Source organism: Anaerorhabdus furcosa (genome assembly GCF_900167375.1).
Taxonomy (GTDB): Bacteria; Bacillota_I; Bacilli_A; order Erysipelotrichales; family Erysipelotrichaceae; genus Anaerorhabdus; species Anaerorhabdus furcosa.
This window is the reverse complement of the sequence record NZ_FUWY01000006.1, coordinates 151,552-176,160: the sequence shown is the minus strand read 5'-3', so window position 1 is coordinate 176,160 and position 24,609 is coordinate 151,552. Positions and strand designations below refer to the sequence as shown.

Here is a 24,609-nt window from a genome sequence, read left to right as displayed (position 1 = left end):
TTTGCTTTGTTGCGATTCGCAAATACTCAGGTGGATATCACGCTAAAACTATATTCAGATGTAACTTAATATCATATTTTCTCTATTTTAGTGGATTAGCATTGAACAAATTACTATCTATCAACTTTCTTATTCCGTTATTGTTAATATCATTTTTATACTTATGGATTAAAGGGGCAATATATTCAGTTGATCAGTTTGAATTTAAATTTCAAGATAAGCAAACGAATAAGTTAAAAATCATATTGATTATATTGCTGGTATTGATTGCATTGTATAAAAAGAGCCAATATTTAGGACTACTAACACTTGTGATGCTTCAAGTAGTTCTAATGAATATTGTAAAGGAAAGGGGGATAAATCATGAAAATTGTTAAAAAGATTGCACAAATCATTGTAAAAGAAGGTTACAAGTGTGCAGAAGAGAAATCAAAGTATAGAGCATATGAACCAAGACAAATAAAGAAAAAATAAAGGAGAAAATTACGAATGAAAAAAAATATTAAGTATTTTGTTGCAGTATTAGGCTCATTTTTAGTTTTAATTACAAATGTTCGTGCGTATGAGGGTCCACAAGGTGATGATGGATCATTTGACAAAGATTATTACTATTCTCAAGAACAGGTAGAGGCAAGATCAGAACTTCAATCAAAAGTGTACAATAAGCCTAGTACTAGATCAGGGTCATCTAGAAATTTAAGTGTTAATGGTTTTGAACAAGAAACAAAATATTATTGTGGACCAGCAAGTGTTCAAATAATAATGAATTATAAAAGAGGTATCAAACCTTCACAATCAAGTATTGCATCTTCTATGGGTACAACAACATCTGGTACAAATCAAGACAGAATGGTTACATATTTAAATAAATCTGAAAACTTAGGCGGAAATTCTTATGTAAAAGTAAGTACAGGGCAAATCGCTCTAAGCAAAGGAATTTCATATAGCATTGATAGTAATTATCCAGTAATACTTAATGTTCAACCAGAAACTTTACCTGGATATGCAGGATACACCTCTTCTGGTCACTATATTGTAGGAACAGGCTATAGTTTTGGATGGTCAACAGGGAGTAGTTCTGAAACAGTAACATATTTTGATCCTTTTAGAACTGCTAATAATCCGAGCTCATTTGGAAGCAAAACGGTTCAATACTCTACTATGTTATCTGCAGTAAACAAAAAAGCCGGTTTGTATTCAATGTATGGAAGATGAGAAAATTAGTTTTATATCTTTTAGTTGCTTTAACTTTTGTATCAGGCTGTAGCAAGAAAAAAAATGAAATAGCTATTACATCTACTGCTAATGAAAAATTAAATTTTGAAGTAATAGAATTTCGTGCTCCTTCAATTGAAAGTGCTAAAAGCAATAAATATGAATTTAGAGAGATTTATAATAATTCACTTCCTATTATTGAGCTAGTTGAGCATGAAAACTATTATTCATCGGAAGAACTTTATTTGATGAATTTAGAATCAAATGACATAAAACAAATTCAAGGGATAAAAAAAGTAGATGTGAATAACCGTATTTGGAGTTTTGTGGAAATATCAGAAAATGAATTTATTTATATTGAACTTGCTTATGATGAATTAGAAGGTGATAATAGTTTAATAAAATATACTATTAATTATTCTAACTCAAATATGACAAAAGAATTATTCTCAGGTAATTGCTATGGTATTTATAATTTACCAATATTTATGATTAAAGAAGATAAATTATTTATATCAGGAATAAGTAATTATGAAAACAATGGTAAAATTGATAGTTATTATATATATTTTGGTGAAATTAATGAGAATGGTCTTGAAATACTTTATTCAAATGAATCCAAAGTAGTTAATAATCAATTAAGCAATGATGCAGAAATACTATATGGAACGACTTTAATTTTAAATGAAGAAAGCATATTGTTTTTTACAGAAATAAACAATACAAGATTTATGAATATATATAAAGATGGAAAAGTCGTAAAGTATTCATTAAATAATCAAGGAATCATTAACTATTCTATACCAGTGAATGGATATCTTATATGCAATGAATTTGTTGATAACAAAGAAAATTATTATTTATTGAATTCCAATCTTGAAAAGGTAAAGGACATTGAAAAGATAAGTATCTCAGATTTTGCTATAACAAAGTATGGAACATATATTATTAATGAAAAAGGTTTGTATTTCTTATATTTAAGCGATGATAAATCTGAATTGATAGTGAAAAAGGTAGAAAGAATAGTAAATCCAATATATTTTAGAGTTGTAAATGAGAATGACACACTTGTATTTACTGACAATGGCATAAATAGAATCAATATTAAAAAGTAAAATAGTATGTTTTAGATAAAGCAGCATCATTATAAATTCAGCTCCTTTAAATTAAGGGGCTTTTTTCATGCTTAAAACAAATTTGATATGATTTTATTTTCCAGACTTTAATTCAAAAATTACAATATCCATAGTAAAAAGACTTTTCTACATATCGTCTTCAAAATCTAGATGCGATATTGATTCATAAGAACGTAATGTTTCTATTTTTCTAAAAAAAACTATACGAGATAGACAATGAAACTACGTGATAGACAACGGATATTGAAATCTGTTGTCTTTTTCTTTATCTTGAAGATAGATGTTACTAATGATTAAAATAAAGATTTTTGAAAATCATGAAGGTAAGAGGGAAAAATATGGGAGTTATTTGAAAAATTACGTGAATAATTATAATAGATGGTTACCTAGGGAAAAAGAAAAGTCGAAATGTAGAGCATTTAAACCAAAATAAATTAAGAAAAAATAAGGGAGAATTAATATGAAAAAGTTTATAAATATTTGCCTAATGCTAGTTATATTGCTTAGTAATGTAACAGCAACAAATGCTGAGGAGAAATATAACAATTCAGATTTTAAAGAAACAATAGAAAAATATGAAACACATGAAAAACCAATGCCTTCAACTTTTGGAAGATCTGCTTTTCCACTAATGGAAAATTGGAAAAATGAAACTAAAAATTATCTTCAAGAAATATATACACAAGATGTAATTGAAATCACGGAAGATGATGAAAAAATTGTTTATATTTTTGAAGTTGAAGAATTTTCTTCAACAGAACAAGTTGAAACAGTTGAATATTTTAAGAATAATACTAAACTAAGATCAGTAACAGGAGATATTAAAATAACATCATATGAACAATGGTCAAATGGAGCTGTTCCTGTAAACGTTGATTCAAGAACAGTATCAAATTTTGCAGCAGCAGGAGCTATTTTGATTAGCTTAGTTCCTAGAATAAATATTGGATTAAGCGATTTGATTTCATCGGTTGCAGCAGTTGTTGGGTGGACAATTGATTCAAAGCTACCAATTCAAACTGAAACTAGAGCTGCTGTCAAATATAGAAGAAAAATTGGGAACTATTATTTAAAGACAGGTGTATGGTATCCAAGTGTTCATATTGGAAGAGTAGAATATTGGTACTATGTAACATGTTATCAAAAGAAAACTCAAGATGGTCCATCTATTCCATATCATAAAGATACAATTCCAAATAGTAGTGGAACTAATTATGACAAGTATCAAGAGAAACCTCATTACAGTGATACAAATTGGATTATTTCCAAAGTTAGAAGTTTAGGAAGTTCAGGAAGTACATATTTTGACTTTTATGGATAATTACTATGTGTGAATCAGTTTGCAAAAAATGTGGAGGAGTATTAGAGGAAGGAAATATATTTGCTAATAATTGTCATAGAATACGTTGGTTTCCAAAAAAATTAGCTATTCCTTTTCTCTTTACTAATCCATTTAAAGAAAGACAAAAATCAAAGGGAGTCAGATTTATAACAAGTGACAGTTTATTTTCAGTTATTCAAAAAAAGGCTTATTATTGCAAAAACTGTAACTGCATTATTGTACAATGTGACGATAAGTAATTATCTCATTAATACTAGAATATTTACTTTTCAATTAAAATAAATTGCAATGAAATTGTATGTATAGAAATTATTAGTGCTATATGCAAATCACTCCGTATTGAGGTATTTAATAACAAGATTAAAAGAAGATTAAGGAGAAAATATGAAGAAGATTTTTAAGTATTTATTATATGAATTTTGTATTTCTAACGTGTTAATTTATATAACTTATATAGATAGTTTTGGTTATAAGAAAATATATTCTAGAAATGTAGCTAAGGCATTATATCAAAGCACCGCATATGCTTAAAAAGTATAGAAAGGCAATTTGCTATATATGCGTAATATTATTGTTGTTATTGACTTCTTATAGCATATATATTACTAGAGAATATCATAAAGCAATTAATGGTTATAACCCATTAGGAACATATTCAAATCAGTTTATTGATCAATCAGAATTCTATCAAGAGCTTGTTATTTATTATGATGATGGACTGAAATGTGATATTTATAACCAATTTGAAATAATTATCAAGAGTAAGTTAAATAAAATTAGCAGTAATTTATACAAAATAAAATTAAATGATAATTCAGTCTACTATTTAGAAATTAAAGCTGATAGTTGCCAAGTATTTTCAGAAATGGATAAATATGAATATGAAAAATTATCTAATAATTCTGTTTATGCAAACATTGAGTAGATTAATAATTCAGGATAATAATCTAAAAATTAAGTATCTGATAAAGATATTATAATAGTTCAAAATAAAATATGTACCAACAGTAGCAAGTTTTAGTCGAATGGTAGAATGATTCCGAATGTTGGAGACATTCTTCATTTCGATTAATCAAAGAATTTATGGGAAATATAAAGAATAAGGAATATAAGCTACATGAAAAATGTTTTGCATTTAATAATTTGTGATTTCTATAGTTACGCTAACAATAAATCTGTATCCGTTCAGGTTCGTTGACAAAGAAAGAATTTGATTGCTATTGGAAATGGATAGCAAATATGCTTAAATATGTAGTTGTTTCATTAATAACAGTGAATAAGGTAGGAACTTTGATAAGTCCAGCAAAAGCAAGTTACGAGGTGCTCTTATGTCTTTGATAAATAAAGTAGCTAAGTTTATAAAAGAAAATAAATATTTTACTATTTTCACATTAATTAATTTGTTTGGTGGATTGTTGTATTTAATTAATGTTATCAGTTCCAATGCTTATCAATATTTATTCTATGGTTCAGCATTTATTATTTGTGTTATATATACAATTAAGTTATATCGAAGCGAAGAGAAAATATCCAGTTTAGTGATTGGATTAGTAGCAATCTCGTTTTTGATTGAATTGATAATTATATAAATTTAATCTTAAAATGCTCAGAACTACAAAATTATTAAATAAAAAAATACAATGTTGACTTAATGGATATAATACGAAATAAATAATAATATTAAAAGTTATTAATAGCAAATAGAGAATTAAATTATAGAATATTTCGTTAATATGAATCTAACTATACTGAACAGAATGATTGAATTAGATGCATTTAATGATGGTTAATGAACTACTCAATAATTTATGTTTGTTTTAAATAATTCTAATTGAGAACATCATTGAAATTAAGTCCCTTATTTAGGGACTTCTTTTGTTATAAATAATTTAAATATGTTTCTGCTTGCTAATCTTATGATATCCATAATTCAAAAGTGCTGCTATAGATTCGATAAATGTCATGATATAATGTATGTATAAATTAGAAATCTCAAACGAGGTAATTGAACATAGGTACTAGTTTTATATTCACAATAAATGATAATTATTTCATAGCCATGAATTTTGATAATAATGGCATGAGTTATAGCATTAACATACAAAAAAAGATTGGTTTATTATATATGTAGATATATTATAGGTATAAAGAAGGAATTATTAGATGAAATGTCCATTTTGTTCAAAAGATATGATTGAAGGAAGTATTACACAAGATAGATATGCATTAAAATGGGTAGCTTTAGATAAAGATAGAGGTTTACTTAACTTTACACCAATTGTAAAAGGTATCAAACTAACATCTGCTTTACAAAATCAAAGTGTGAAAGTATTTTATTGTGAGCAATGTAGAAAGTTTATTATTGATCAAGATAATTTATTGGTCTAATTTATGCAGCTAGATTACGACGTTTGTATCAATTTCAAAAAACTAGATTTATTCTTGGTATAGATAATTAAAAATGATACAATGACTTTAAATCACAACGATTTGAATAATGTAGAGGAGTGTAGACAGTTGATGAATAGTTTTCTTAAAATATTAGATAGGTTTTATTGGTTTGGTTTGTTAGGTATTCTTGGTAGTTTTCTTAATATTGAATTTTTCAAGTACTTTTATCTTCTGTTTTTATTTGCTCTGATTAGTATTTCTATTAAAATTATTTTGATATTTACATCTAAAAAAGAAATTGAAGAAGTGAGAAACTTGAAGCTTGTTTTGCAAAATGAACTTATGGCTATAGGTATTCTAGTAATTAACATAAAATATAGATCTAATTTTCCAAGTTATGAAAACTATGATTCAGATAACACATATACGCTCCTTTCAATGGTGAATGGACAGTAGCCAATGGAGGGATTAATAAAGAGGATTCCCATTCATGGGCGGTTTGTAATCAAAGATATGCTTATGATTTTTATATCGTGAAAGATAGTAAAACATATAGTGGAGTTCGAGAAAATTTAAGTAACTATTATTGCTATGGTAAAGAAATCATCGCTCCTCTTGATGGAGAAGTTGTAGAAATCAAGAACAAATATGAGGATACCCAAATTGATCATGATGGACAACCAAATTGCGCAGCATCAGATGTAAGAGGAAATTTCATTAAAATACGACATTCGAATAATGAATATAGCTTGATTGGTCATATTTTAAAAGATAGTTTTAATGTAAGAGTTGGCGATAAAGTGAAAAGAGGGGATTATTTGGCAAATTGCGGTAATAGTGGAAATACAAGCGAACCTCATATTCATTTTCAAGTACAAAAAGGGCCAAGTTTTTATTTTTCTACTGGACTTCCAATTAAATTTGAAAGAGTAATAAATTTTGAGTTGAATCAACCATTAAAATACATAACAAGAAATCAAATTGTTATGAATAAGTTTGAGTAACTTATAAACCAGTATAAGTTATATTTAATTTCTGATTGCTTTAAAGAAAATATTACATATTTCTAAAAATATAGGTGACAAATTAATATTACTAAATTAATAGTAAGAATATGGAGAAAAATTATGAAGAAAAAATACATTGTTGTATTTTTAGTTGTGATTGTTGGGTTTATATTGGGTTCGTATTTCATCTATATAAATATGTTTCCATATGTAATGCCAATTGATTATCCAAAGTTGCAAGAAATAAATGAATCAAAGATAGTTTATTATGATGAAAATGATCAAATGGATATTGATGTTTCAATAGAAGAAGTAATGAATTATATTAAGAGTTCAAAACCAACACGCACACAAAGTTTTAATGAGATTCCTAACAAAAAACCGTATTATTGTATAGAGTTGAAAACAACAAACCAACTTTATACATATTATATCTATGAAAGAAACTCGCAACTCTTTGTTGAATTACCATACAATGGTGTTTATAAAATTGATGAAGAAGTAAAGGATCTATTATCATAAGCATAATAATTTTCTTATCTAGAAGGAGATAAAACAGTGGATAACTCAATTCTTATTTTGTTTGGTGATACTTGTTGTTAGTATTATACTTTGGAAAATGAAGAAACTATCAATTTATCGTGTTTATAAAATTGGTGCATTACTGGTTATTATGATACTAGTTTCATTATTTTATATGTTTAAATAAAAGCGTAAATAAAAACTAACGAATGCAATAATGCTACGTTAGTTTTTTTATTGTATTTAGTGATTCTCTTGCATGAAAATATAACTTCTATTTCATCGAATGAAAATTCCCTTGCTTAGTAAATCAATAAATGCTGATTCACTTAATGGCATGGAGTAGTAATATCCTTGAATATAATCACAATTTACGCTTTTCAAGAAGACTACTTGTTCTAAGTTTTCAACACCCTCAGCTACAATCTTTAAATTTAAATCATGAATAAGTGATACTATATTTCGAATAATAGTATTTGCTTTTTCTTTTTCATCATCCAATGTAGCAAGTAAGAAACCACGATCTAACTTAACGACATTTAAAGGCATTGAACGCAATGTATTTAATGATGAATAGGCTTGTCCAAAGTCATCCATAGCTACTGAATATCCTTCGTGTTGGAGTTGACCGAGAATAGCAATGGATATTTCAGAATCATACGCCATGGCAGTTTCTGTACATTCTATCTCAATACAACTTTTTGGAATACCATATTGTTCAACTAGCGTATTTAATCTTTGGACAAAATCATTGCTAAACAAATGTACTCTTGAGAAATTAGAAGAGATTGTGAATAATTGCTTACCTTGTTTTATTCGCATTTGTTGAAACTTGCAAACTTGTTCTAATACATAGAAATCAAGCTTTTGAATTTGGCCATTCTTCTCAAATAATTCAATAAATTGGGTAGGGGGAACAAGTACACCTTCATTATTGATCCATCGCACTAATGCTTCAGCACCAATTATTTCATTACTATCTACATCTACTTTAGGTTGATAATAAACCACGAATTCATTTTGTGCTAAAGCTTGATCAAAACGTGAAAGAATTTTACTTTCGTATTGATGCAAATCATGTAAGTTTTTATCAAAAACATGAATAAACGAGTTAGCGTCATGTTTCGCAATCTTTTTGGCAATTGTTGCATAATCAAACATTTTGGAAATAGGAATACTACGATCTTCTATTGGGTAAATACCAAAACTAAAACGCATACTAGAATCAATTAATTGGTTAAACATGTTGTTAGCGCGTTTAATATCGGCTAATAATTCGGAAATATCATCCTTATAAGAGATAACTCTAAAGTTATCTGCATAAGATCGGCATATTGCATCTTGGTCACAAAGAAATGTAGTTACTATTTGTACAATCTTTTTTAATAATGCATCTCCTTGTTCCTTTCCATATAAGTCATTGTAGCTACTAAAATGAGATATATCAAAAACAGTGATGAAGTATTGTTTATTTGAACGAGCAAGAATCTTGGTAACTTGTAATTCAAAACCAGAATCAGTATATGCACCAGTTAAATTATCTTTAGATAACAATGCTTTTTCTTTTTGTGCACTAAATAATCGAGCTAATAGTAAAAATAGAACGATAAAAGATGCGGTACCTGCTAAAATGAAGAAACGATATTTGAAGATAGTTTCAAAGAATGAGTATTTATATGGATTATGGATAATATAAGTCATTTGAATGTTGTTGTATTCATCTTCGCCAATAGCGGCAATTGTCTTATTAATAATGGAAATTGCAATTTCATTATTTGGAGTATTGATTCCCATAATAACACTATCGACTACACGTTGATAAGGTGCAAGTACAGTGAGATTTTCATAGAAAGGACTTTGAAGTTCATAAATACCAACATAACGACTAATCATTGCTAAATCAGCTTCTCCGCGATTTACTGCATTGATAACATCATAATTGTTTAAATATAAAACGATTTCGTGATTAGGAAATTGCGTTTTTGAAAATTCATAACCAGCTTGATAACCTTGCATGACCGCAATCTTACCAGTTTTAACGATAGAAGGATTGGTATCTTTTTTTGCAATGCAAGTTGCAGAACCATCACAAAAACGATCTGATAGAATCAAGTTTTGGTCTTTTTCAAAAACATCCAAACGTATCGTTCCTGCAACAAGTTGAAATTCATTATCTATTAAAGCTTCATAAGGTGTTTTCTCTTCAGTGGGTACACAGGTAAATTCAAAACTCAAACCAGACATTTCTGAAATAAGATTTAACATTTCGATGTTTGTACCTTTAAAAGAACCTACTTCATAAGGACAAGCTGAAAGAGGATAAGCATGAGGGATAATACCAGTTAAAATAGGATTTTCTTTAGTATAGTCTATGTATGCTTTTTCCTCAGTAGTAAATTCAATTTCATCTTCTGCAAAAACTTGAATCGGTGAAAGCCATCCAACTGTTAATAAAAAAATATTCATTAAAATAATGTAAATCTTCCGTAATCCTTGCATTTGATATCTCCTGTATATATATAACTGATTATTAGTTAGTAGAAGAAATAAATCATTTGATGTGATACTTGATAGATATTACCTACATTCTAACACAAAGAAATTGATACAACAATGAGATGAAATCATAGTTTAGACAATTATATATCTGAAAACTTTGGTATGTAAATCGTTTAATTGTAGAGGTATAGTTGTAAACAATATGACATGATATTTCAAAATATATACGTTTCATTTGCATGAATACAAAATGAGTTAATGACTAATATTTAGTTTTAAAGAATAGGCGAATAATTTGAAAAAAAATTTAAATAGTATCTTCGCTATCAAGTAAATAAGTAGTATATAATGAATTTAAAGATAATTATCGGTTAAGGGGAATATATGAAGCGTTATATTATATTTTGCATCGTTCTATTTATTGCTGTTGTAAGTGGAAGTAGTTTTTACTTAAATAACTATGTTAATGAGAATTATGTTGTTAAAAAGGTAGAGGGTAAAAACATTAGTACAATGGCCATTGTGAATGGTAACAAAATATATCAAGTAAACAATAATAAAGAGTTAGAGGAGATATTTATTAAAGGGGTAAATATTGGGTTGGGAAAGCCAAATGAATTTCCAGGAGAAGTTGCGATAAGTAAAACTGAATATTTACAATGGTTTAAGAATATCAAGGATATGGGTGCAGATTATATTCGTGTCTACACATTACAGTCTCCTGACTTTTATGACGCATTATATGATTTTAATATGTTTGTTTCACCACTATATTTAATACAAGGAGCTTATCTAAATGAAGATTACATCAATGAGTACAATGATGTTTATCATCCTAAAATTGCAAATGATTTCACATTAGAAATAGAGAATGTAATCAATGCGGTGCATGGTAATGCGACAATAGATAAAAGAAGTGGACATGCTTATGGAGAATACAAATCAGACGTAAGTAAATATACATGCATGTATATTTTGGGTATTGAGTTTTCTGGTGATACAATTGAAATAACAAATTCAAACAACAGTGAAAAGAAAAAATATGAAGGAAAGTATTTATATACTGAAAATGCAACACCTTTTGAAGTCTTCTTAGCAAATAATGGTGACTATGCAATTGACTATGAAACAAAAAATTATAGTAGGCAAACAATTATTGGGTTTGCAAATTGGCCAACGAGTGATCCTTTAGAACATCCAAATGAACCAGAGGATATGAATAAAATGATGGGATTTGATGTTGAGCATATTTATAAGACAAATAATTACTTGTGTGGAATGATTGCATCTTATCATGTTTATCCATATTATCCTGATTTCTTGAATTTTGAAGATCAATCTACATTCCTTAATGAAGCAAAAACAAATCCATACCAAGATTATTTAAAACGATTAAGGAATCACCATACAATACCTGTCATTATTTCAGAATTTGGAGTACCAACATCTAGAGGAATAACGCACAATGATTTATCTCGAAAATTTAATCAAGGTGGTATAAGCGAGAAAGATCAAGGAAAAGCTATTTTATCTTTAACCCAAGATATTAAAGATGCAGAAATGAGTGGAGCAATTATTTTCTCATGGCAAGACGAGTGGTTTAAACGCACATGGAACACAATGGAGTTAACTGATTCAACAGGTAGAGCAATGTGGCATGATGTACAAACATCTGAAACAAGTTTTGGACTAATGAGTTTTGAACCTAAAAATGAGAAACTACTATCAACAAAAATAATGGATGATACGATAGATTTGAAAATATATAGTAATGCTGCTTATTTAACATTAGTATTGAAAACAAGTGATTCTAACTTTTATGATAAAAATTTTGAATTGTTTTTTGATACGATAAATACGTCGGGATTTTCAAAATTGGATACTCAAGATTTACAATATCCAATGGATTTTTACTTGAGCATAAATGATGAAATAGGGGAGTTATTTGTTGATCCATATTATGATAATTTTATCTATCTATTTGGCAAGCAATTAAATGTGCAATTACCACTACAAAAAAATTTAATATACAGCAAAAATGAATTAAATCCAATTCGTCTAAGACTAAGAAATAGAATTCGTTTGCCAGAAAGTGGCAAAGAAATAGAACCAAGCTATTATGCAACAGGTAAATTAACCTATGGAAGTCTTGATATGAATGATGATAGCTATAATTGCCTAAATGATTTTAATTTCGATAAAGATCATTTAGAAATAAGAATTGCATGGGAACTATTAAATTTTAGTAATCCAAGTAAAGGGTTAATCTTAGATGACTTTTATGAAAACTACATACAGCATGTAGATGGAGTTCAAATGAAAACAAAAAAGATTGAATCTTTTGAATTAGGAATAAAGTATAAAGGAAAAATTGATTATGTAAATGTACCTATAAAAAATTGGGATACAGTATCCTATACAGAGCGACTCAAAGAATCTTATTACATTGTAAAGGAAGTATGGGCTAATGAGTAATATAATCCTATTTTGGTATGATTTACCATTTTTAATTAAAACATTTGTGATCGTTACAATCTTTTGTTTATACATCATATTATGTATACAAATTTATTCGTATTTAGAAACTTTAAAATTGAAAAGACAAGTAAAAAAGGAACAAGTAGCTAGACAAAAGTATGTTGCTAGTATCAATACTCTAATAAATGCCATTATTGAGGGTGAGAGTTGTAATCAAAACTCATACCAAGAAATGAGTGAACTTTTGATAAAAAATAAATATTTTGAAATCGTATTTATTAAGGAATTTGTTAAGTCGATTAAAAAGTATTCGGATCCAACAAATAATATGTCTTACGTAACACGAAAAAAATTAATTGATTATGCTAAAGAAATAAATCTGTATAAGATAGTTTTAAAACTAGAGAATACTTTTGGTATATACAATACACTGGCATTGTTAAGTATTATTAGAGATGATAACTCGTTATTTTTCATTGAAAAGAATGAAGAGAATTTTAGGAATAGTAAAAATTTGTATCTTGGTTATTATGTTATGCTTGGTTATGCAAGGCTTGGATGTTTAGATAAATTTAAAAATTTATTTGATTATATACTTAATCAAAGAGAAATCTCAAGCGATGAAATGTATTTAGGATTATTAAAAAATTTTGAAGGTAGTGTAATTGAATGGCAAAGTGAATCATTAGTAAGAGGTAATTTAAATCATAAAATCATTGCGATACAATATTTTATGCAATTAGGTTCAAATAATTTTGTTTCGTTTTCTTATGATGAATTGGATCGACTTACAAGTAAAAAAGAATATGTTGATACAGAATATGTTTACTTTGTTTATTTGATTCGTTACTTAGAAAAATGTGATAACAATTATAAAGAAGAACAACTTGTAGATAAATTAAATAAGAATGGAAAATATGTTTTTGTTTCTATTCTAGAAAGTTTGAGTTAATCCTATGAATCTTCAACAAATTGTAATATTTTTCAATAATATTATTATATTCTATACTTTAATAATTTTGATTTTCTTTTGCGTTATTATAATTGCTTCATCAATTTACTTATCAAATCATAAAAAAGAAGATAGAGAGTTTGGTGTCATCATTGATGATATGTCGGAAAAATATATTCCAGTTTCTATTTTGGTGCCTGCTTATAATGAAGGAGAAGTTATTGTAGATAGTGTGTTGTCTTTATCTAAATTACAATATGAAAAATTTGAAATAATTTTAATTAATGATGGATCAAGTGATGATACATTAGAAAGAGTTTTGAGTTATTTTGATTTAAAAGAATCAAAAAGACTCTTTAAGAAATCAATTAAGACGCAAGAAATTAAGGTTATTTATGAAGGAGAAGTTAATGGTCATCTATTAATTGTTGTTGATAAAGTAAATGGAGGAAAATCCGATGCACTAAATGTGGGGATTAATTTGAGTAGGTATCCTTTATTTATCGCCATGGATGCAGATTGTGTATTAAAGCCAGATGCAATACAAAAACTAGTTTATCCTGTTTTAGTAGATAAAAGAACGATTGCTGTTGGAGGAAATATTAAAATTTCAAACAATTTGGTTATAGAAAATGGAGAAATCATTAGTCAAAAAGTTCCTAAAGGTTTTTTAGTTATATATCAAATTATTGAATATATGCGAGTTTTTATGATATCAAGGGTTGCTTGGAATCAATTTCGAAGTAATTTAATTATTTCAGGTGCATTTGGACTTTTCAGAAAAGACAGAGTGATTGAAGTAGGTGGATATCGAACGGACACAATTGGTGAAGATATGGAACTTGTTATTCGATTAAACTTAGATCAAATAGAAAAGAAAAGAGAATATCGCATAGAGAATCAAGTAGATGCATATTGCTTTACACAAGTACCTAATAAATTCAAAGACTTTAAAAACCAACGAATTCGATGGCATATTGGTTTAATACAAAGTATTAATTTTCATAGAAAAGCAATATTTAATCCAAAGTATGATCGTGTAGGATTATTGGGTATAGTCTATTATACTTTCTTTGAATTGTTCTCTGCAGTTATAGAAGTTTTTGGCTATGTTGTTATTCTGATAGCCCTCTTTATGGGTTTGTTTAACTCAACAATGTATTTATTTCTGTTTATATCGATTATTATCTATAGCTTTAATATCACATTATCTGCACTTTTCTTAGAAAGATACATGACTGAGCGCAGTTCTAATTTTCTATCATCAATGAAAATTGTACTCTTATCATTATTTGAACCCTTTATCTACCGTCAATTGTGCAATTATATTCGTATTTATGCCATGATTCGTTACAAATATTATAAAAATCGTTGGAATAAAATAAAACGAGAGAAGTATAATGCTGACTAACTTTATTTCATATTTTTAATGGAATTTATATAAAAAAGTCTTATCTTTTGTCAAAATGTACTATTTTATTTCGAAAATATGTCGAAATAAAGTAATTCGTATGAATATATTTAAAATGAATATGATAGAATAAAGATAGAATTCACTTGATTTGATAAAACTTGAAGTAATAGAGTAACCCAGTAAATAAATTGAAAAAAGAATGTATATAAAGAACAATTTAAGTCCTTTAGAATCTATAAAAGCTTAAATTTGTTTTTTTATAAATATGGAATCACTAAGACTAATGGGTACAATCTAGATAGAAGTAGATTGTGGGGGAAAGTTCATGACTTTGGAAAAAACAGAATTTCTAATAAAAGCATTAGAAACTTTATTTAAAACATCAGATGATTTGTTATTTATAAAAGATTCTAATTTAATTTATATTAATTGTTCAACCTCTTTTGCCAATATGGTTAATAAGAGAACATCGGATGAATTAATTGGGAAAACAGATTATGATTTATTCGATTTTGAACTTGCAAAACGATACATAGAAGACGATAAAGCACTTATGGAAAGTGAAGTATCCATTATTAATAATATTGAACCGATCCCTGATGAGAATGGTAGAAAGAAATATTCCTCAACCAGCAAGCATTTAATTCGTGATAACAATAACAATGTGATTGGTATTTTTGGTATTGCTCGTGATGTTACAGCTCAAATTGAGTTGGAAGAAGAGAAAGAAAAGAGTGAACTTTCTACAACAATGTTTAAAGATATTTTAGAAGCGGATTTAATGAAAAATCAAATGATACGTGCAGAAGGGGATATGTGGAAGAACTTAATAAAAAATTATGAACGTGTAGAATTCACAAGAATGGTTAAATTAATTTCAAATGATTATATCCATAGTGAGTACGTAGATGAGTTTAATTCATTTTATGATTTAAATGCATTAATCGAAAAATACAATAAAGGTATTAAAGAGTTCACTCATATTACATATATGTGCAATGATAAAAAGAATTATCGTTGGATTGAGATTAAGTCGAAGATGTATATGAGTAAAGTTACTAATTCTTTAAGACTTGTATCTTTTTTACAAGATTCAGATGAAGAAATAAGATTGAAACAACACTTAACTGAGAAAGCACAACATGATGATTTAACTAATTTGTTTAACCGACAAAGTATGAAAGAACGAATAAGTCAATGTTTAGTAGAGCATCCTAATCAAATGAATGCTTTGTTGTTTATAGATTTAGATTATTTTAAAAACATAAACGATACATATGGTCACATTTTTGGTGATAAAATATTGATTAATGCAGCAGAGAAGTTAAAATCAGTTTTTCAAAATGAGTTGATTGGAAGAATTGGTGGCGATGAATTTATTGTTTTAATTGAGGATGTGGATGATATTGAACAAGTAAAGCGAAAAGCAGAGAATATTGTTTCTTTACTTAAATTATATATAGGAAATGAAGAAATTGAAGTTACTTGTAGTGTCGGTATAACATTATTCTCAAAAAATGATTCTATTGATCAAGTAATAAATCAAGCTGATCAAGCGATGTATCAAGCTAAGCAAAATGGTAAAAGCCAAATTTCATTGTATTTTACCGATAAGAGTTAAGGAATACTATGAATAATAACATAATTGAAGAAAAATCTAATATTTTAAAAGACTTTCTAGGGAATGAGTTTAAAACTAATTGCATAGGATGTGCAATTGCGAATCATGCGATAGAAATTCCAGGAGGATTAATTTTCGAAAATGAAAAATTCACAATACAACAAGATCCATTGATCCCCATTAATGGATTTATCATCGTGAATGCAAAAGCTCATGTAAACTCAATTAATAATCTTAACAAAGAAGATAGAAGCGAATTAATAGAATTGATTAATAATGTCATCATATTTTTGAAAGAATTAGATGTAGTAGAAAAAATAACGATTCTTCAAGAAGAACAATCTTCGCATTTACATTTTTGGATTTTCCCTCAGTTAGAATGGATGAAACAAGATAGCAAAAGAATTAATAACATAAGAGAGATATGCAAATATGCTCAATTGAATGCAACAGAGAAAGACAAATATGAAATTTTGGTTACTGTTAAAAAGTTAAAAAGCAAATTCAAAGTAAAATATCATCCAACCGATAAGGAGTAAGATAAACAATACTCATGTTAAATGAGTGTTGTTTTTGTTATAAAATAATTTTAGACATGACAAAGGATGTCAGGTTTTTTAGTATATTATCTTCATAAATACAAGAGATTACTTAGGAAGATAAACGATGGTAAAGAGGAGAGTTATGAGAAAAACACTTCAAGATGTAGCAAATTATTTAAATGAAATTATGGTACCAGAAACAATAGAGAAGTATGAAATAAATTCAATATATACCAATGTATTAATAGAGGACGATATTTATCAAGGCGTAGGTGCGTTTAGAGATTTTTTATCGAATCTCTATGAAGTTTTATCGATTCATGGTTTAGCTTATGATAACTGTAAGAAAATAGCACATGAATATGAAAATCGGACAACACTTTCGGTTTATTATCCTTTTTTAGATTATGTTAGTAATCTATTGATTAACATAGGATATCAAGGTGTCTTTAGCGATGATAAACAATGTTTTATTTGTAAAAATACAATATTTAATCATAAGATTTCTATTCAAAAAACACGTGAATGTTTAGCGTTCTTAATTCTATGTGGTATTGAATTTGAAGGACTTGATTTAAATAAAAAACTTGATTTATCAACAATTGATTCTATTAAGATTTCATATACTAAGAATCCGAATATGTTACTGGGTCTTAAAATTATGGCGATTGCGGAAAGGGATCATCGTACATTAGTTAATCAAGATGTCTTTTTGCGTTGTGATTATAGAGTTTTGAAATCGGATGGAGCAGATGTATTTTCAATATTGCAAGATACAATCAAACCATTAGATAGAGATGTTCAAAATTTTGTAGTGCAATTGCATAATCGATACATTAGTAAAGGACTGTCATGTATAGTTGAGACAAAAGGATATCATATTTATATAAAATATGGATATAAAAGAAAAGATGTATGGGGGATAAATGCTTCACTTAATAATGGCTATCACATTAATGTCAAATCAACAAAGACGAACGAATATGAGGAAGTAATCAAAACATTTTCTCCATTTTTACAAGAGCTAATTGAAAAAGGATATGGTTGTGGGCGAAAAAGAGAAATAGGACATTGTGATGGAGGATGTAGGGGTATTACCATTCCTCTTAATCAATCGGTTTTGGATATACAAGATGAAATTATTCAATGGTTTGATTTGGAGATAGCCTTCTTAAGTAGAAAATAAGTTTTAAATCTTTTAGAATTCATGAATTTGGGTTTTCAATAATGGATAAAGTTAAGAGTTGTTTAAAAAGAAGAGAGGATATCGCCTCTTTTTTTGTTTTATCTCACTTTGGTGCAAAAATTGGATGCTTAATCTAGCATCGGGTTACAAATGGTGAATATAAAGTTTTTAAAATGATCGTGTTTTATTTATATAGGTATATAATAAGATTAATAAAAGATAATTAGTTCCATTTCTTAGGGTTGGGAGAACATGATGAAAAAAAATGCTTTGCAAAATGTGTTTAAATTTGTATTTAAATACATTTGGCTTTTTTGTACTTTGTTAGTTATGGCAGAGGTCTTATCAACTTTAAGTGCAGCAAATATCTTGATGAAGCAATCGTCAAGGGGAGTGATTGAATCTGTAAGTGGTGAAATTTCAGGTCGGGTTGATGGTGTATTACGTTTGTTGCAAGGATTATCCAAAGAAAAAGTTATTTCGGATACAACCATTTCTTTGTTTGAACGTGCAATCCTTACAAAACCTTTTCAGGATAGCTATGGACTCTATATGATTGCATTAACCGATGAAAATGTGAATGTAATTTCGGCTAATGAAACTGAACCACCTAAAGAAAACACAAGTTTGGCTTATAGAGAGTATATGCAAAATTTATATAAGTCAGGGCATTATCAAATCACAGATGCATTTTTAGCAGGTGCTGATCATAAGACTGTTAACTATACGATTGCAGTTCCCATTATGAAAAACGAACAAGTCGTGGGTAGTGTTTTTGGATCTATTTATTTTAGTGATATACAAGATATAATTGATCGAAATGTCGTGAGTAATAAGCTTTCTGAGTTTTATCTTTTAGGTCAAACCAATGTGATTATGGCGGGTAATGATGAAACACTTATTGGACAGTCTTACCTTAATGTCATTCAAAATGTATATCTTTTGAATAAAAATGCAACCGCAATAAATGAAGGTATGCTTAATGGGATTTCTTGTACTAATTGGGAATGGGATGATGGAAGTCTTTGGTATACAACATCGCAACGCATAGAAAATACAAAATGGACGCTTGTTTATCGTGTTGAATATTCTTCTGTTATTATGCTTTTGTTACCAGGATTGCTATTTAAAGTTCTATTTTATATTTTATTGTGTAGTTTTATTTATGTCTTTGGCTCAAAGTACATCAAACGAAATTTAAAGGAAGTTAATCTTTTGTTAGATAAAATGACAATGATGCAAAAAGAACTATTTAGAAGTGATAATTCTGCAAATTTTGATAATATATTAGAAATAACTCGCGATGGATTAAAAGACCAGCTTACTGGATTATATACAAGAACTGTTTTATTTAATCGGTGCGATGAGGTTTTAGAAGCAATGCATTTGGGTGCAGTACTGTTTATTGATTTAGATGATTTAAAGAAGATAAATGATCACTTTGGACATCATGCTGGTGATTTAGCTTTGCAAAAATTTGCTTCAATTATAAAAAAGTTTAATTCGAATGAGAATGATATTGTGGCACGCTATGGTGGTGATGAGTTTATACTACTCATGTCGATTGAATCTAAAAATCAAATAGAAAAACAAATAATAAGTTTAACAGAGTCTTTGAATACATCCGTTACAAGTGGAAATCATACATTTGATATTCATGGGAGTATAGGGGTTACATTCTATCCTGAAAATGGAAAGACTCTTGAGGAATTGGTAGTTAAAGCTGACTTGGCTTTGTATAATGCTAAACATCATGGAAAGAATCGTTATAAATTATTTGATGAAGAGAGTGCAAAGTAAAAAACTTCCTTGACGTTTGATGTCAAAGAAGTTTTTACTTTACATAATAATATTTGCGATTGGATAACCAACGAAAGTCGCAACAAGAACACAAAGAACCATAATGATAAAACCATACTTCATCATTTGTAATGTATTGGTCCAACCACTACTTCCAGCAACAGCAACACAAGGCATTGCAGGAGGGGTAGCGAAGGCATAACTAGCCATCATTCCAATATTGACAACAATACCTGCGATATTAACGTGAGTCATGCTTGCGGTAATAGCAAGTGCAGCAGCAGTTACCACAGTGGATGTAACCATGTTGCTACTAATATTTGTTTGAATAGCAGCCCATAAAGTAAAGATAAGAACCATAATCATAGGCGATAAATTAGCAATCATAGGAGTTAATCCATTAGATAACCATGTGGTTAATCCAATATCGGCATTGGTAATTGCACTTCCTAATGCTAATGTTGATGCACACATAATAAGACTTGGCCAAGAAACACCTTTTGACATAGCCTCACTAAATGAAAGAAGAGGTTTACCATTGAATTGAATAATACAAAGAAGTACTAAACCAATAAGTGGTGGCATTGCAGTACCAAATCCATCAATCCAATTAAAGAAGGAATTAATTGGTCCTGTTGTAATAATTGGAGTGATTAAACCTGGAAGAATCCACAATGCAATTACAAGAATAAAAACACCTAGAATAATTTTTTCATCAGTACCAACTTTACCTTCGATACCACTGATTTTATGAGTATCAAATTCTTTTAATGAACTCATATCTGGCTTTAAGATAAATTTAAATACAAGAATCGATAAAATTGTACAAAGGATACCTACAGGAATTGCGATAGTCATAAAGTTAGCGTAGTTGATTGCAACACCATACATATCTTGGTATAAACCTAAAGCAATGAGTGGGAATACATGGGCAATAGGTGTCATACCACTTGAAATACCACACATGACTACTGTTCCTATCATAAGCATTGCTGCAAGTTTATTTCCTTTTTCTAATTTAAGTAAACTGTATATTTCTTCTACAATTGGTAAGTAGACAAAGAACAATACTGTTGGTGAGATAAAACAACCAATAAAAATAATGGATGCAAAATAAAGTGTAACGAAATGCCATGGTCCTTTACTTGCAATTTTACTGGTAATAAAAGCTAGTGCAGTTCTTTTAATAAAACTAGTTTTGCTAAGTGCATAGGTTACAACGAATGTATACATTAAGAATACAAAGGTTGAGTTACCATATGCTCCTGATAAAATAGCACTAAACTTTAATTCTGGTACAAGTGCTAAAGCACCAAGCATTAATACAGAAGGCCAATCAATTGAAATTGTAAGCCATAATAATAGTACGCCAATAAATACCCCAATTACTTGCATACCTGATGCGGATAATCCTGCAGGAGCAGGAAGCAAACGGAATCCAAACATACAGAATAATGAAATAATGATGATGGTATACCTTTGCAAAGATTTCTTTGAATTTTCCATTTTTATTTTCTCCCTTATATCAATATAACTCATAAGAAAAGACAGTGTTTTTGGAACCTGTCTTAGATGTTATTTTTTAGATGAATCAATGATACTTTGTTGGTAATTTCTTGATACTTCCATTGATTTTTCTAAAAACTCTTTAAAGTAGGGTTTCAGTTCTTCATTCTCTAAACGGTTAATATTTCTTTCAATTACTTCTGCTTCTCTTTTTGCATCTAGAATTGGCAGATTATTTTCCATTTTATAGTGAACAACATGTTCAACAGCTTTCATTCTTTTTTCGAATAATTTTGCCATTTCCTCATCAACTTCATTGATGATGACGCGAGCTTCTTCTAAATTTAACATTGTTACACCTGCTTTCTTTGTATTAGTATATCGTATTTATAACTCAAAATCATGTAAATTTTAATTTTTTGTACTGTTATATGGATCATAAATGATTATGAATTTGCAATTGTATTTGTAATAATTACAACTTTACTAATGACATTAATATACTAAAATGATAGAATTTATAAAGTTACTAGTAGGTATTGAATCCTATTTACATAAAGATATTGTGATAGAAAAGGGCAGATAACATGAGTTTATACGATTTGTATGGACAAATTGATCCAAAAAATGAATTATGGATTAAAGCGAAATATGATCATATTGTAGAAACGAAACAAGAGAATTATTGTTTGGTTACTTTAATGCTTAAGAATTTTAATAGCATTAGTCATGAGTTGGGAAGTGAAGAAAGTGAAAGAGTTATTCACCAAAGTTTTGAAATACTTTCAGATTTATTAGGTCATGACGAGTACATTGCACGAATTCATAGTCATTATTTTAATTTATTGATTAAAAGTGAACCCACTGAGGAGTCATTACATCCACGTGCTCACCAATTTCATTTTGCGATTCGTGATATCATTGAAGAAAAAACAGGTAAAAAGTTATACCTTGAAATGGGTTTTTATCCAATGATAAAAGAAGGTGTTGACTTTTATTCTGCGCGTTACTATGCAGATTTATGTCGCAATATGAGTCATCATCAAAAATATGCTGAAAGTAGTTATGAGTTATACTATCTTTCTTATGTTGATCAAAAAGAGGAATATGCAAAATTTCAAGATCTTGTACAAGATGCTTTAGAAAATGAGAATTTCAAATTATATCTTCAACCAAAAGTTGAATTAAGTACTGGAAAGGTTACAGGAGCAGAAGCTTTAGTAAGATGGATTGATCCTCAGCGAGGTATGTTGCCACTAGCTGAATTTTTGCCAAGTTTAGAAGAAAATGGTTCTATTCGTGATGTTGATCGTTATTTGTTTGATAAAGCATGTAGTTATATTGAACGATGGCACAAAAATTATAATCAAGATTTTGTAATTAGTTTTAATTTATCAGAGGCTTATTACAATGGACCTTATTTTATGCCAGAGTATAAAGAGACATATAAAAAGTATCAGTTTCCAGAAGAATTAATTCGTATAGAATTATTGGAAAGTATTGTATTAAATGATTTAGAGAAACTAAAACCACTGGTTGATGAAATATATGACTTTGGATTTAGTTGTGCGTTGGATGACTTTGGTAGTGGTTTTTCTTCTTTTGATATCTTGATCAATGTGAAATTATCAGAATTGAAAATTGATCGTAGCCTTTTCCAAGATTATCATAATGAAAAAGAACGATTGGTAATCAAAGGAATTGTTGATGTAGCACACAATTTAGGAATGAAAGTTGTAGCTGAAGGTATTGAAATTAAAGAATATGTGGACTATTTAACTGAAATTGGTTGTGATTATATTCAAGGATTCTATTTCTATAAACCAATGCCAATTGATGAATTTGAAAAAATATTTGTTTTGAAATAAGTATAGAAAAACGAAGTTAATTGAATAACTTCGTTTTATTTTATAAAGGCTGTTAAGATATCATCTAAATCGCCATTTTCTACTTTACGGCGAAGAATTGCAATAATACGTTGGTCATATTTGTCTTTGTTAGATTCTAAATATTCAACAACTTGTAGGGGGAGTGATGGTTCGTTATATATCCGCTTACATGTCATAGCATCAAATACATCTGCTATTGCGATGATTCGTGCATCCATAGAAATTTGATCACCTTTTAATCCATCTGGATATCCACTGCCATCTAAACGTTCATGGTGATGTCTAGCGGCCAGGGCGATACGCTCTCCTAGGGTATCTTTTAGAATTTCGTATGAGTCAGCGGGGTGTTTCTTGATGATATCAAATTCTTCTTCAGTTAGTTTTGTGGGCTTTCGAAGAATATCGGCTGATGTATTGATCTTACCTACATCATGCATGGTTGCAGCAGCACTTAAGGAAACAACGTTGTAGGTGGATTCATAGGCGAGGGCTAATCGTTTTGCATATAAAGAGACTCTGCGACTATGCCCAACAGTATAAACATCTTTTTCTTCAACAATGGTAAGCATATTGTTTACAGCAGCATCTTCTGATGTATCTTGATTTGCCTCACTAGTTACAACAATGATTCGTGTAAATCCCTCTGCTTCAGCATAATAACTTTCCTCGATATTTTTAAGCATAATCATATCGTGAGTATTTATTTCGTAAACATTATGAGATGAATGGATGTGGAGTTTTCCTTCGTCAACGATGATTGTCGAGGTTACTTCGTAATCATCAGGACTAATATTTATACTTTCTTTGTTGCCTAGAGTGTAAATAACGAGTTGCATTTTATTGTCATTAAAGCATTCCGTACTAGTTGAAACTGTACCTTGATAAAGGTTTTGACTGCGCCAGATTTCTATACTCATATAAAGTTTTCCTTATTTATCTATATATTAATTATACTGTAAAAAAATAAGTTTAAAATAGTATTTGAATTTTTTTGTGAAAATCGCTACAATGTTAAAGCAATGGTGTGACCCATACACTAACGCCCGCTTTGCATAAAACATTGGAAACTATCAGAGTGTATTAAGGAACCCCGGGTTCCTTTTAGTTTG

General features: G+C 28.7%; 22 protein-coding genes. 18 read left to right on the top strand and 4 right to left on the bottom strand.

Annotated elements, in window-relative coordinates; genetic code table 11:
* The 10 genes from B5D14_RS09970 to B5D14_RS09920 form a co-directional block, all read left to right on the top strand.
* Positions 1–377: accessory gene regulator B family protein (locus B5D14_RS09970; RefSeq protein ID WP_200804806.1), on the top strand; the 377-nt coding region annotated here is incomplete at its 5' end.
* Between the two features lie 112 nt (positions 378–489).
* Positions 490–1,215 carry a C39 family peptidase gene (locus tag B5D14_RS09965; protein ID WP_078712486.1) on the top strand — a complete coding sequence of 242 codons (726 nt, stop codon included), beginning with the start codon at positions 490–492 and terminating at the stop codon, positions 1,213–1,215.
* On the top strand, positions 1,212–2,330 hold the full coding sequence (locus B5D14_RS09960) for a hypothetical protein (RefSeq protein ID WP_078712485.1): 1,119 nt from the start codon (positions 1,212–1,214) through the stop codon (positions 2,328–2,330). The genes B5D14_RS09965 and B5D14_RS09960 overlap by 4 nt, the downstream gene beginning before the upstream one ends.
* Before the next feature lie 481 nt (positions 2,331–2,811).
* Positions 2,812–3,672 (top strand): hypothetical protein, encoded by an 861-nt coding sequence (locus tag B5D14_RS09955; protein ID WP_078712484.1) that lies wholly within the window; start codon positions 2,812–2,814, stop codon positions 3,670–3,672.
* Positions 3,673–3,677: 5 nt separating this feature from the next.
* On the top strand, positions 3,678–3,932 hold the full coding sequence (locus B5D14_RS12435; protein WP_078712483.1) for a PF20097 family protein: 255 nt from the start codon (positions 3,678–3,680) through the stop codon (positions 3,930–3,932).
* Positions 3,933–4,216: 284 nt separating this feature from the next.
* Positions 4,217–4,618 (top strand): hypothetical protein, encoded by a 402-nt coding sequence (locus B5D14_RS09945; RefSeq protein WP_078712482.1) that lies wholly within the window; start codon positions 4,217–4,219, stop codon positions 4,616–4,618.
* A 403-nt stretch (positions 4,619–5,021) separates the two neighbouring features.
* Positions 5,022–5,282, top strand: a complete 261-nt coding sequence (locus B5D14_RS09940; protein WP_078712481.1) for a hypothetical protein — start codon at positions 5,022–5,024, stop codon at positions 5,280–5,282.
* Between the two features lie 574 nt (positions 5,283–5,856).
* Positions 5,857–6,081 carry a PF20097 family protein gene (locus B5D14_RS09935; protein WP_078712480.1) on the top strand — a complete coding sequence of 75 codons (225 nt, stop codon included), beginning with the start codon at positions 5,857–5,859 and terminating at the stop codon, positions 6,079–6,081.
* A gap of 536 nt (positions 6,082–6,617) precedes the next feature.
* The gene (locus B5D14_RS09925; RefSeq protein WP_159443780.1) at positions 6,618–7,088 is read left to right on the top strand and encodes a M23 family metallopeptidase; all 471 of its coding nucleotides are present in this window, start codon (positions 6,618–6,620) and stop codon (positions 7,086–7,088) included.
* A gap of 123 nt (positions 7,089–7,211) precedes the next feature.
* Positions 7,212–7,613 carry a DUF5301 domain-containing protein gene (locus tag B5D14_RS09920; protein ID WP_078712477.1) on the top strand — a complete coding sequence of 134 codons (402 nt, stop codon included), beginning with the start codon at positions 7,212–7,214 and terminating at the stop codon, positions 7,611–7,613.
* Positions 7,614–7,892: 279 nt separating this feature from the next.
* Here B5D14_RS09920 and B5D14_RS09915 read toward each other — a convergent pair whose 3' ends face one another.
* Positions 7,893–10,112 carry an EAL domain-containing protein gene (locus B5D14_RS09915; protein WP_078712476.1) on the bottom strand — a complete coding sequence of 740 codons (2,220 nt, stop codon included), beginning with the start codon at positions 10,110–10,112 and terminating at the stop codon, positions 7,893–7,895.
* 384 nt (positions 10,113–10,496) lie between these two features.
* Between B5D14_RS09915 and B5D14_RS09910 the strand changes: the two genes are divergently transcribed.
* From B5D14_RS09910 to B5D14_RS09880, 7 genes are all read left to right on the top strand, one after another.
* Entirely contained in the window at positions 10,497–12,587 is a 2,091-nt protein-coding gene (locus B5D14_RS09910; RefSeq protein ID WP_078712475.1) for a hypothetical protein, read from the top strand.
* Positions 12,580–13,542 carry a hypothetical protein gene (locus B5D14_RS09905; protein WP_078712474.1) on the top strand — a complete coding sequence of 321 codons (963 nt, stop codon included), beginning with the start codon at positions 12,580–12,582 and terminating at the stop codon, positions 13,540–13,542. The genes B5D14_RS09910 and B5D14_RS09905 overlap by 8 nt, the downstream gene beginning before the upstream one ends.
* Before the next feature lie 4 nt (positions 13,543–13,546).
* A complete protein-coding gene (locus tag B5D14_RS09900) occupies positions 13,547–14,953 on the top strand; it encodes a glycosyltransferase family 2 protein (protein ID WP_078712473.1) in 1,407 nt (468 codons plus the stop codon).
* A gap of 328 nt (positions 14,954–15,281) precedes the next feature.
* A complete protein-coding gene (locus B5D14_RS09895) occupies positions 15,282–16,577 on the top strand; it encodes a diguanylate cyclase domain-containing protein (RefSeq protein ID WP_078712472.1) in 1,296 nt (431 codons plus the stop codon).
* 8 nt (positions 16,578–16,585) lie between these two features.
* Positions 16,586–17,116: an HIT family protein gene (locus B5D14_RS09890; RefSeq protein WP_078712471.1), complete on the top strand. Its 531-nt coding sequence runs from the start codon at positions 16,586–16,588 to the stop codon at positions 17,114–17,116.
* A gap of 145 nt (positions 17,117–17,261) precedes the next feature.
* Positions 17,262–18,305 carry a hypothetical protein gene (locus B5D14_RS09885; protein ID WP_078712470.1) on the top strand — a complete coding sequence of 348 codons (1,044 nt, stop codon included), beginning with the start codon at positions 17,262–17,264 and terminating at the stop codon, positions 18,303–18,305.
* A 255-nt stretch (positions 18,306–18,560) separates the two neighbouring features.
* Entirely contained in the window at positions 18,561–20,105 is a 1,545-nt protein-coding gene (locus B5D14_RS09880) for a sensor domain-containing diguanylate cyclase (protein WP_159443779.1), read from the top strand.
* Positions 20,106–20,144: 39 nt separating this feature from the next.
* Here B5D14_RS09880 and B5D14_RS09875 read toward each other — a convergent pair whose 3' ends face one another.
* Both B5D14_RS09875 and B5D14_RS09870 read right to left on the bottom strand, forming a co-directional pair.
* Positions 20,145–21,611, bottom strand: coding sequence for an SLC13 family permease (locus B5D14_RS09875; protein ID WP_078712468.1), 1,467 nt, complete (start codon positions 21,609–21,611; stop codon positions 20,145–20,147).
* A 69-nt stretch (positions 21,612–21,680) separates the two neighbouring features.
* Positions 21,681–21,962 carry a chorismate mutase gene (locus B5D14_RS09870; RefSeq protein ID WP_078712467.1) on the bottom strand — a complete coding sequence of 94 codons (282 nt, stop codon included), beginning with the start codon at positions 21,960–21,962 and terminating at the stop codon, positions 21,681–21,683.
* A gap of 236 nt (positions 21,963–22,198) precedes the next feature.
* Here B5D14_RS09870 and B5D14_RS09865 point away from each other — a divergent pair, with 236 nt between their 5' ends.
* Positions 22,199–23,479, top strand: a complete 1,281-nt coding sequence (locus B5D14_RS09865; protein WP_078712466.1) for an EAL domain-containing protein — start codon at positions 22,199–22,201, stop codon at positions 23,477–23,479.
* Positions 23,480–23,514: 35 nt separating this feature from the next.
* Here B5D14_RS09865 and B5D14_RS09860 read toward each other — a convergent pair whose 3' ends face one another.
* The gene (locus B5D14_RS09860; RefSeq protein WP_078712465.1) at positions 23,515–24,417 is read right to left on the bottom strand and encodes an HD-GYP domain-containing protein; all 903 of its coding nucleotides are present in this window, start codon (positions 24,415–24,417) and stop codon (positions 23,515–23,517) included.
* Positions 24,418–24,609: the final 192 nt, after the last annotated feature.